General features: G+C 73.2%; 9 protein-coding genes. 7 read left to right on the top strand and 2 right to left on the bottom strand.

Annotated elements, in window-relative coordinates:
* Positions 1-371: 371 nt before the first annotated feature.
* Together ACGFZK_RS27875 and ACGFZK_RS27870 are read right to left on the bottom strand one after the other, a co-directional pair.
* On the bottom strand, positions 372-653 hold the full coding sequence (locus ACGFZK_RS27875; RefSeq protein WP_030013053.1) for an Lrp/AsnC family transcriptional regulator: 282 nt from the start codon (positions 651-653) through the stop codon (positions 372-374).
* Positions 650-1,384 (bottom strand): rhomboid family intramembrane serine protease, encoded by a 735-nt coding sequence (locus ACGFZK_RS27870; protein ID WP_393851594.1) that lies wholly within the window; start codon positions 1,382-1,384, stop codon positions 650-652. Before ACGFZK_RS27870 ends, ACGFZK_RS27875 begins: the two co-directional genes overlap by 4 nt.
* A gap of 124 nt (positions 1,385-1,508) precedes the next feature.
* Between ACGFZK_RS27870 and ACGFZK_RS27865 the strand changes: the two genes are divergently transcribed.
* The 7 genes from ACGFZK_RS27865 to ACGFZK_RS27835 all read left to right on the top strand — a co-directional run bounded on the left by ACGFZK_RS27865 (position 1,509) and on the right by ACGFZK_RS27835 (position 9,926).
* Positions 1,509-1,748: a hypothetical protein gene (locus ACGFZK_RS27865; RefSeq protein WP_008738811.1), complete on the top strand. Its 240-nt coding sequence runs from the start codon at positions 1,509-1,511 to the stop codon at positions 1,746-1,748.
* A gap of 40 nt (positions 1,749-1,788) precedes the next feature.
* A complete protein-coding gene (locus ACGFZK_RS27860) occupies positions 1,789-3,153 on the top strand; it encodes an NYN domain-containing protein (protein WP_393851606.1) in 1,365 nt (454 codons plus the stop codon).
* A gap of 252 nt (positions 3,154-3,405) precedes the next feature.
* On the top strand, positions 3,406-4,434 hold the full coding sequence (locus ACGFZK_RS27855) for an NlpC/P60 family protein (RefSeq protein ID WP_393851593.1): 1,029 nt from the start codon (positions 3,406-3,408) through the stop codon (positions 4,432-4,434).
* A gap of 244 nt (positions 4,435-4,678) precedes the next feature.
* On the top strand, positions 4,679-5,734 hold the full coding sequence (locus ACGFZK_RS27850) for an NlpC/P60 family protein (RefSeq protein WP_393851592.1): 1,056 nt from the start codon (positions 4,679-4,681) through the stop codon (positions 5,732-5,734).
* 25 nt (positions 5,735-5,759) lie between these two features.
* The gene (locus ACGFZK_RS27845; RefSeq protein ID WP_393851591.1) at positions 5,760-6,875 is read left to right on the top strand and encodes a hypothetical protein; all 1,116 of its coding nucleotides are present in this window, start codon (positions 5,760-5,762) and stop codon (positions 6,873-6,875) included.
* Positions 6,876-6,900: 25 nt separating this feature from the next.
* Positions 6,901-8,043: a glycosyltransferase family 4 protein gene (locus tag ACGFZK_RS27840; RefSeq protein WP_393851590.1), complete on the top strand. Its 1,143-nt coding sequence runs from the start codon at positions 6,901-6,903 to the stop codon at positions 8,041-8,043.
* Positions 8,044-8,309: 266 nt separating this feature from the next.
* Entirely contained in the window at positions 8,310-9,926 is a 1,617-nt protein-coding gene (locus ACGFZK_RS27835; protein ID WP_393851589.1) for a GMC oxidoreductase, read from the top strand.
* Positions 9,927-9,934: the final 8 nt, after the last annotated feature.

Genomic DNA, 9,934 nt, shown 5'->3' with positions numbered 1-9,934 from the left:
GGACGGGGCGGGGTGTCCCCGCAGGACGAGCGCGCAACCCAGCCTGCACAGCCGAGACATGCCCGCACGCGCCGAGCCGAGGAGACACCCCGCCCCGTCCCCACGCACCGACCCCTGCCGACGAGCCCGCACCACCCAAGCCCCGCCGGCGATTGAGGCGCGGGACCGGGCAGCGCCCGGCATCCGCATACACCCCGGGCCGAGCCGCCCGCAGGGCAACCGCGGGACCGGGCAGCGCCCGGCATCCGCATACACCCCGGGCCGAGCCGCCCGCAGGGCAACCGCGGGGCCGGGCAGCGCCCGGCATGTACCCCGGGCCGAGCCGCCCGCAGGGCACAGCGCCAGGCAGCACCGGTCCGCGGAAGCCAGCGCTACGCGTCGAGGCCGATCGCGAACGCCGCCTCCAGGTCGTGCTGGGAGTACGTGCGGAAGGCCACGTGGGTGTCCGTCGCCTCGACGCCCGGGATCTTGCTGATGCGGCCGGGGATGATGTCCGCCAGGTTCTCGTGACGGGCCACGCGGACCAGCGCGATCAGGTCGTACGTCCCCGTGACGGAGTAGACCTCGCTGACGTTTTCGAGGGCGGCGATGGACTCGGCGATCTCGGGGATCCGGTCCACGCTGGTCTTGATGAGCACGATCGCGGTGATCACGGCTGGCTGTCTCCCTCGGTGGCCGTCGCTGGTCGATTCACTCTAGTCGTACCCCGATAGCGGGCCCACGCGTAGAGGAAGCCGAGCGAGAAGCCCACCAGATGGGCCAGATAGGCGACACCCGGCCCACTGCCCGCGCGCTGCGCCGCCACCCATTGGAGGGCGAACCAGAACAGCAGCACGATCCACGCGGGGAACCGCAGCGGCAGGAAGAAGAGGAACGGGAACAGGCTCGTCACCCTCGCCCGCGGCAGCAGGAAGAGGAAGGCGCCCAGCACGGCCGAGATGGCACCGGAGGCCCCGACCAGCGTCTGCGGGGATCCCGCGTTGGCCGCCGCGTACGCCGCCATCGCCAGGTACCCCGTACAGAGGTAGAAGACGAGGAAGGCCGGGCGGCCCATCCGCTCCTCCGCCATCGCGCCGAAGACGTACAGGAAGAGCATGTTCCCGAGCAGGTGCAGCCAGCTGCCGTGGACGAACAGCGCGGTCAGCGGGGTCAGCCAGGCGCGCGGGCTGCCCGTGAAGAGCTCGTCCGGGACCACGCCCCAGCGCCGGAAGTACGCCTCCCCGGCGGACAGCAGCCCTTCCCCCGTCCCGTAGACCGGGTTGAGCCCCGAGGCCGGGCCGAGGACGAACACCACCGCGCAGCCCGCGATCAGCGCATGGGTGACCACCGGTCCCCGGGCAGCCTCGCGAACGGCCCGCCACCTTACGATCATGTGACAGAGCATGACGCAAGCGGACCCACCTGAGGCGGTGGCAGGCCGTAGGGTTACGAGCTGCGGTCCGCAGGACGACGCATACGGCGGCGCGGGCGGCTTTAATTGAATCAGCTACGAAGGAGAGAGCGGCCTGATGACGGTTCCCCTGCCGACCGACACCACCCGGTGGCGCTGCACCCTGTGCGGCAACCTCACGCGCTTCGACGTCACCCGGTCGTCGAAGGTCGTGGAGTACGTCCACCTGGACCTCGCCGGGGAGCCCAAGGTCGAGGAGCGCGAGGTGGTCAATGAGACCATCGAGTCGGTCCGCTGCCGCTGGTGCAACGCGGTGGACCAGATCGAGCTCGTGGACAGGCCGGGCGCGGACTCCTGACGGAGGCGCACCCTCAGGGAGATCACGGTAGGGGTGACGGATTGTGGAGCCAGCAAGCGGCGCTGAGCCGGCCGACGCGGCCGGCGACGCCGCCGAGGCGCTCGACCACCCGCTGCCGGAAGGCGTGCGGCGCCGGGTCGTCGCGCTCGTCTCGGACGCCTTCGGCGGACTGACGGTCGCGGACCTCCCGGCGCAGCTGCGCCAGTACGCCCGGTTCACCCCGACCCGGCGCGCCAAGTTCGCGGGCAATGCCATGGCCGCGGCGGTCGAGACCGATGCCGTGTTCCGCAGCAGGGTCGCCGAGAAGCTGCGCGAGGCGCAGTCCGACCTGGCCGCCGCGCTGGAGGCCGGCGCTGCGCCGGCCGCCGCGGATCCGCTGGACGTGGCGGCCGCCGCCTTCGTCCTGCGGCCGGCCGGCTGGGTCAAGCTGGTGGCCGCCGCGGGCGAGGAGGCGCAGCGCGCCGACGCCGAGCGGATCGGCGAGGAGACCCGGCGCGAGCTGGAGCGCCTGCGCGAGGAGCTGGCCCACGTACGGGAGCTGCAGCGCACGGGCGGGGAGCAGGTCCGCGCCGAGCTGGAGGCGGCCCGCAAGGAAGCGGAATCGCTTCAGCGCAAGCTGCGCAGCGCCCTGAGCGACGTCAAGCGGGGTGACGCTGCCCTGCGCAAGGTGAATGCGGAGATCGACGGGATCCGCGGCGACGCGGCTGCCCGGGTGGCCGCCGCCGAGAGCGAGACCCGGCGGCTCAAGTCCCGTCTGGCGGAGGTGGAGACGGCGCTGGAGACCTCGCGCCGGGCCACCCGCGAGGGGCGCAGCATCGAGGACATGCGGCTGCGGCTGCTGCTGGACACCGTGCTGGACGCGGCCCAGGGCCTGCGCCGGGAGCTGGCTCTGCCGCCGGTCTCGACGCGTCCGGCGGACACCGTGGAGGCGGTGGAGCCGGGCCGGATGACGCCGAAGGACATCGCGGCGCGGGCTCTGTCGGAGACCGATCCGGCGTTGCTGGACCAGTTGTTGGCGCTGCCGCAGGCCCATCTGGTGGTCGACGGCTACAACGTGACCAAGACCGGCTATCCGACGATGCCGCTGGAGAAGCAGAGGCTGCGGTTGCTGGGCGGGCTGTCGATGCTGGCCGCGCAGACGGGCGCGGAGATGACGTGTGTCTTCGACGGGGCGGAGCTGGCGGCCCCGGTGCTGCTCGCGCCGCCGCGCGGGGTGCGGGTGCTGTTCTCCAAGGCCGGGGTGACGGCGGACGAACTGATCCGTCAGCTGGTGCGTGCGGAGCCGCCCGGCCGGCCGGTGGTCGTGGTCTCCACGGACCGCGAGGTCGCCGACGGGGTGGCCAAGGCGGGTGCGCGGCCGGTGACGTCCGCTTTGTTGCTGAAGCGGCTTTCGCGCGTTTCGTAACTCCTGGCTCCAATGCCCGAATTGACGGGACTCGCGGGGGACACACCGTCAAGTCCCCTGCACAGAGCGTGCGCTGTAGGTAAAGAACCTGGTCGGAGGGCGAGTTTTTGCCCGGCAGGATTTGAACTGATCACAGCTGGGTCACTAGGGTCTGGTCAAACCTTCGTGCGGTAGATCACCCATTCGGGGTGGCGGCGAAGGTGCTGCCGAGTTGCGTTCTTCGGCGGCTCTAGGAAGAAGGAGCTCGCCTTCGTGGCGTCCCACCGTCGACCCAAGCAGCCGAACCGCGCTCGTGTGACCCTGCTCACCGCCACCGCGGCCGCGGCCGTCGCACTCACCGCCCAGAGCGCCTCCGCCGCGCCGGCGAAGCCGAGCAAGGACGAGGTCAAGACCCAGGTCGACGCGCTCTACGAAGAGGCGGAGCAGGCCACCGAGAAGTTCAACGGCGCCCAGGAGCGCCAGGACAAGCTCGAGAAGGAGATAGCCCAGCTCCAGGACCAGGTCGCACGCGGCCAGGGCGACCTCAACGACCTGCGCAGCACGCTCGGTTCGATGGCCAGCGCGCAGTACCGCAACGGCGGCATAGACCCCTCCCTCGCGCTCCTGCTCTCCGAGGACCCCGACAGCTACCTCGACAAGGCCTCCTCCCTGGAGCACTTGAGCGGCAAGCAGGTCGAGGCGGTCCAGAAGATCCAGGCCAAGCAGCGCACGCTCGCGCAGCAGCGCCAGGAGGCCGCCGGCAAGCTCGCGGACCTCGACGCGACCCGCAAGGAGCTCGCCGAGAAGAAGAAGGCCTCGGCCGAGAAGCTCGCCGCGGCCCAGGCCCTCCTGAACACCCTCACCACCCAGGAGCGCGCCGCGCTCAAGGACGAGGAGTCGCGCGCCAGCCGCAGCGACAGCTCCCGCGTCGACCTCGGCGACGTGAAGGCCTCCGGCCGCGCCGGAGCCGCCCTCGCGGCCGCCAAGACGAAGCTGGGCTTCACCTACCAGTCCGGCGGCACCGGGCCCAACGTCTACGACTGCTCCGGGCTGACGCAGTGGGCCTACAAGCAGGCCGGCGTCAACATCAGCCGCGTCACCTACACCCAGGCGAACGACGGCACCCGCATCAGCCGCAGCCAGCTCCAGCCCGGTGACCTGGTCTTCTTCTACGGGGACCTGCACCACGTCGGCCTCTACGCCGGCAACAACATGACGCTGCACGCCTCGAACCCGCGCAGCGGCATCAAGTACGAGTCCATGGACAACATGCCGTTCCAGTTCGGCGTCCGGATCGGCTGACCGCTCCGCCCCGCCGTCCGGGACGCGCCGTACACCGCCCATCCGGGCGAATTCCCGGGCCTCCCTGTGACCACACGCCCCGCCGGTGACCTGCGTCTCCTGCGGGGCGTCGGCATGTGCGCCCTCCGGCGGCCGTTGGCCGGTGCGTGGTCGCGCCGCTACTGTCTGCCAGCGCGGAACCCGGCACACGACCGTCCACGGGGGGCGGGCCCGGGCCCCGCACAGCGGAAGGGAGCGGTTTCACGTGGCGTCCCATCGCCGGGCCGGGCTCGGCAGCCTCGACCGGAACACGAAGGTCACCGTCCTCACCGCCGCCGCGGCCACGGCCGCGGTCGCCATGACGGGGGTACCCGCGAGCGCGGCCCCCGGCCTCCCGCACGAACCGGGCGGCGCGGCGAGAACGGGCATCAGCGCCCAGGTCGACCGGCTCTTCGAGGAGGCAGAGCAGGCCACCGAGCGCTTCAACGAGGCGGGCGAGAAGGCCGACCGGCTGCGCGTCGAGGTCAACCGGGCCCAGGACGCGGTGGCCCGCGGCCAGGAGCGCATCAACACCATGCGGGGCGTCCTCGGCACCTTCGCCGGGGCCCAGTACCGCAGCGGCGGCATCGACCCCGCCGTCGGGCTGATGCTGGCCGAGGACCCCGACGCGTACCTGGAGCAGGCCGCCGCCCTCGACCGGCTGACCGGCCGCCAGGCCCGGCAGCTCGACGAACTCCGCGAGGAGCAGCGCGAACTCGGCCAGGAGCGCCAGGAGGCCTCCCGCAAACTCGCCGAACTCGACGCCCTGCGTTCCGACGTGGCCCGGCACAAGCGCTCCGTCACCGCGAAGCTCGCCGCCGCCCGCCGGCTGCTCAACGCCATGCCCTCCGAGGAGCGGGCCGACTACGAGCGCTCCTCGCGCTCGGGGGGCCGCTCCGAGGGACTGCCCGAGCTGCCCGCCCCCGGCGCCTCCTCGGGGCGCGCCGCGACCGCCGTGATGGCGGCCCGGGCCGCGGTCGGCCGGCCGTACGTGTGGGGCTCCACCGGCCCCTCCGGCTTCGACTGCTCCGGGCTGATGGTCTGGTCGTACCGGCAGGCGGGCGTCTCGCTGCCGCGCACCTCGCAGGCCCAGCGGCACGCCGGGCGGCAGGTGCCGCTGTCGCAGGCCCGCCCGGGCGACCTGGTGACGTACCGCTCGGACGCCAGCCACGTCGGCATGTACGTCGGCAACGGCCAGGTGGTGCACGCCCCGTACCCGGGGGCCCGGGTCCGCTACGACCCCGTCGGGATGATGCCCGTCTCCGCGGTGACCCGCCCCTGACCGCACCCGTGCGTACGATCGTCGGATGCCCCCCGTCCGCCGGTCCCTCGTACGCGTGCTGCCGCTCCTGCTGAGCGCGCTGCTCGCCGGGTGCGGCGCGCCCGCCCCGCGCGACGCCGCCGAGCGGGACATCCGGGACGCCGTCGCCGACTGGTCGCGGACCCCGCCCGCGCAGCTCGCCGGGATCCCGCTGGAGGGGTGGGCGTACGAGGTCTCCGCGGTCCGGCGGGACGGCGCGCGGGCGACCGCCCGCGCGGAGCTGCGCTACCGGCTCACGGGCTACGACGCGGCCGCGGCCGCCTCGGCGCGCGAGGTGCGCCTCACCCGGGAGGACGGACGGTGGCGGGTCGCCGGCGACCGGGCCGCACCGGGCGCGCGGCCCCAGCTGTGGGACCAGGGCCCGGTGGCGGCGGTCCGCGGGGCACACGCGCTGGTGCTGGGCGTCGGGCAGGACGCCGCGACGCTGTCCGCGATCGCGGCGGAGGCCGACCGGGCGGTGCCCGCGGCGAGCGCCGCCTGGCCGGGCCCCTGGGCGGGACGGGCCGTGGTGCTGGTCCCCGGGTCCCTGGACCGGATGGCGGAGCTGCTGGGCCGCCCGGCCGCCGAGTACCGGGGCATGGGGGCCGTCACGACCGGCCGGGTGGGCGCGGCGCCCGCCCCCGCCGACCGGGTCGTCGTCAACCCGGAGGGGTGGGCGGAGCTCAGCCCGGCGGGCCGCGGGGTCATCCTGACCCACGAGGTCACCCATGTGGCCACCCGGGCGGCGACCACCGCCACCACCCCGCTGTGGCTCTCCGAGGGCTTCGCGGACTGGGCGGCGTACCGCGGCACCGCCGCGACCCCGGAGCAGGCCGCCCCGGCGCTGGCCCGGGCCGTACGGCGGGGCGAGGTGCCGGGCGCGCCGCCCCGCGCGGAGGACTTCGCCTTCGGCGGCGACCCGGAGGCGCTGGCCCGGGCCTACGAGGGCTCCTGGCTGCTCTGCCGGCTGATCGCGCAGAAGTGGGGGGAGCCCGCGCTGGTCGAGCTGTACGAGCGGGCCGGGCGGCAGCCGCTGCCGACGGCGCTGCGCGACGCGCTGGGCGTGGACGAGGCCGATCTGACCCGGGCCTGGCAGCAGGCAGTGCGCAGCGAGCTGCGCTGACCGCTTCCGGTACTGTCGGCGGACGATGCACAAGACGCTGATCGTGACCAACGACTTCCCGCCGCGACCGGGCGGCATCCAGGCCTTCCTGCACAACATGGCACTGCGGCTGGATCCCGACCGGATCGTCGTCTACGCCTCCACCTGGAAGCACAGTGCGGAAGGCCGCGAGGCCACCGCGGCCTTCGACGCGGAGCAGCCGTTCCAGGTGGTCCGCGACCGTACGACGATGCTGCTGCCGACCCCGCGCGTGACCCGGCGGGCCGTGGGCCTGCTGCGCGAACACGGATGTGAGTCGGTGTGGTTCGGAGCGGCGGCTCCGCTCGGGCTGATGGGCCCCGCGCTGCGGCGGGCGGGTGCGCGGCGGATCGTGGCGACCACCCACGGGCACGAGGCGGGCTGGGCCCAGCTGCCGGCGGCGCGGCAGTTGCTGCGGCGGATCGGCGAGGGCACGGACACGCTGACCTACCTGGGGGAGTACACGCGCTCGCGGATCGCCTCGGCGGTGACGGACCGGGCGGCGGCCCGGATGGTGCAACTCCCGCCGGGGGTGGACGAGAAGACCTTCCACCCCGGCTCGGGCGGGGCGGAGGTCCGGGCCCGGCTCGGGCTGACGGACCGGCCGGTGGTCGTCTGCGTCTCGCGGCTGGTGCCGCGCAAGGGGCAGGACACGCTGATCGAGGCGATGCCGCGGATCCTGGCAGCGGTGCCGGACGCGGTGCTGCTGATCGTGGGCGGCGGGCCCTACGAGGCGGACCTGCGGGCGCTGGCCGTCTCGACGGGTGTCTCGGACTCCGTGGTCTTCACCGGAGCCGTCCCGTGGGCGGAACTCGCGGCCCACTACGGCGCGGGGGACGTCTTCGCCATGCCGTGCCGGACCCGGCGGGGCGGGCTGGACGTGGAGGGGCTCGGCATCGTCTACCTGGAGGCCTCGGCCACGGGTCTGCCGGTGATCGCGGGCGACTCGGGCGGAGCGCCGGACGCGGTGCTGGACGGCGAGACGGGCTGGGTCGTGCGGGGCGGATCCCCCGAGGACGCGGCGGACCGGATCGTCACCCTGCTGAAGGATCCGGAACTGCGCCGCCGGATGGGCGAGCGGGGCCGGGAATGGGTCGAGGAGAAGTGGCGCTGGGACCTCCTGGCGGAACGCCTGCGCGAGCTGCTGTAGTTCTGCGTCCGTGCCGCCGCTGCCGGGGCTGCGCCCCAGGCCCCGTTCCTCAAACGCCGGAGGGGCTGAAAGGGACAGCCTCGCCGGCGTTTGGGCGCGGGGTTCGGGGCGGAGCCCCGGGAAACGGCGAAAGGGCGGGGCGGGGACAGGCTCCGCGCAGCGAAAGCGCGCGCAGCGGAAGCCCGCTCAGCCACGTCTGACTGTTCCTCAGATGTCTGTCAATACCGCGTCTGGGCGGACGGCTGGATTCCGCTCATGATGCGGCCATGACATCAAATCTGACGCGCCGTCAAATGCTCGGCCTCGGCGCCCTCTCGACCGCCGCCGCGCTCGGCTTCACCCGGATCGGGGCGGCCTCCGCCGCGGCCGTGGAGCCCGCCGCCGCCCCGTACGCCCCCGCCATCGTCGTCGGCTCCGGCTACGGCTCCGCCGTCGCCGCCCTACGGCTCGGGCAGGCGGGCGTACGTACCGTCGTCCTGGAAATGGGCCGGCTCTGGGACACCCCCGGGGCCGACGGCAAGGTCTTCCCCTCCACCTCCGCGCCCGACCAGCGCTCCATGTGGTTCCGCAACCGCACCGAGGCCCCGCTCGCCCAGTTCCTCTGGCTCGACGTGGTCAACCGCGACATCAGCCCGTACCCCGGCGTCCTCGACCGCGTGAACTACGGCGACATGTCCGTGTACGTGGGCCGCGGGGTCGGCGGCGGATCGCTCGTCAACGGCGGGATGGCCCCGACGCCCCGGCGCTCGTACTTCTCCGAGGTCATGCCCCAGGTCGACGCCGACGAGATGTACGGCACGTACTACCCGCGCGCCCGCGCCATGCTCGGTGTCAACGACATCGACCCGGCCTGGTTCGAGTCCACCGAGTGGTACCGCTTCGCCCGGATCTCCCGCAAGCACGCCCAGAACACCGGCCTGAAGACCGTCTTCGTCCCCAACGTCTACGACTTCGAGCACATGAAGCGCGAGGCGGCCGGCACCGCCCCACGTTCGGCACTGGCCGGCGAGGTCATCTACGGCAACAACCACGGCAAGAAGAGCGTCGACAAGACCTACCTCGCCGCGGCCCTCGGCACCGGGAACGTCACCATCGAGACCATGCAGCGCGTGGTCGGCGTACGGCCCGAGCCGGCCGGGGGATACGTCCTGACGGTGCGGACCAGCGACGTCACCGGACGGGTCACCCAGGTCCGCGAACTCGGCTGCCGGCAGCTCTTCCTCGGGGCCGGGAGCCTGGGGACCACCGAGATCCTGCTACGGGCCCGCGAGAGCGGAACGCTGCCCGCGCTCAGCGACAGGGTCGGGCTCGGCTGGGGCCACAACGGCAACGTGATGACCGCCCGCGCCAACCACCTGTGGGACACGGTCGGCTGCAACCAGGCCACCATGCCCGCGATGGGCATCGACGACTGGGACAACCCCTCGAACCCGGTCTTCGCCGAGATCGCCCCGCTCCCCATGGGCATCGAGCACTGGATCTCGATGTACCTGGCCATCACCAAGAACCGGGAGCGCGGGCACTTCACGTACGACGCCGCCACCGACTCGGCGCGCCTCAACTGGCGGCGGGACCAGAACACGCCCTCGGTCAACGCGGCGAAGAACCTCTTCGACCGCATCAACCGGCGGAACTTCACCATGTACCGGTACGACCTCTTCGGCGACAACAAGGCCTTCGCCGACAACTTCACCTACCACCCGCTCGGCGGCTGCGTCCTCGGGGACGCCACCGACCTCTACGGGCGGGCGAAGGGCTACCAGGGGCTGTACGTGGTCGACAGCTCCCTGATCCCCGGATCGCTCGGCGTGAACCCGTTCGTGACCGTCACCGCCCTCGCGGAGCGGAACATGGCCCGGATCCTCGCCGAGGACCCTCGCTGAATCACCGG

It is taken from the genome of Streptomyces sp. NPDC048257, assembly GCF_043201855.1.
Taxonomy (GTDB): domain Bacteria; phylum Actinomycetota; class Actinomycetes; order Streptomycetales; family Streptomycetaceae; genus Streptomyces.
The sequence above is the reverse complement of the archived record's forward strand: the minus strand, read 5'-3'. Positions and strand labels throughout refer to the sequence as shown.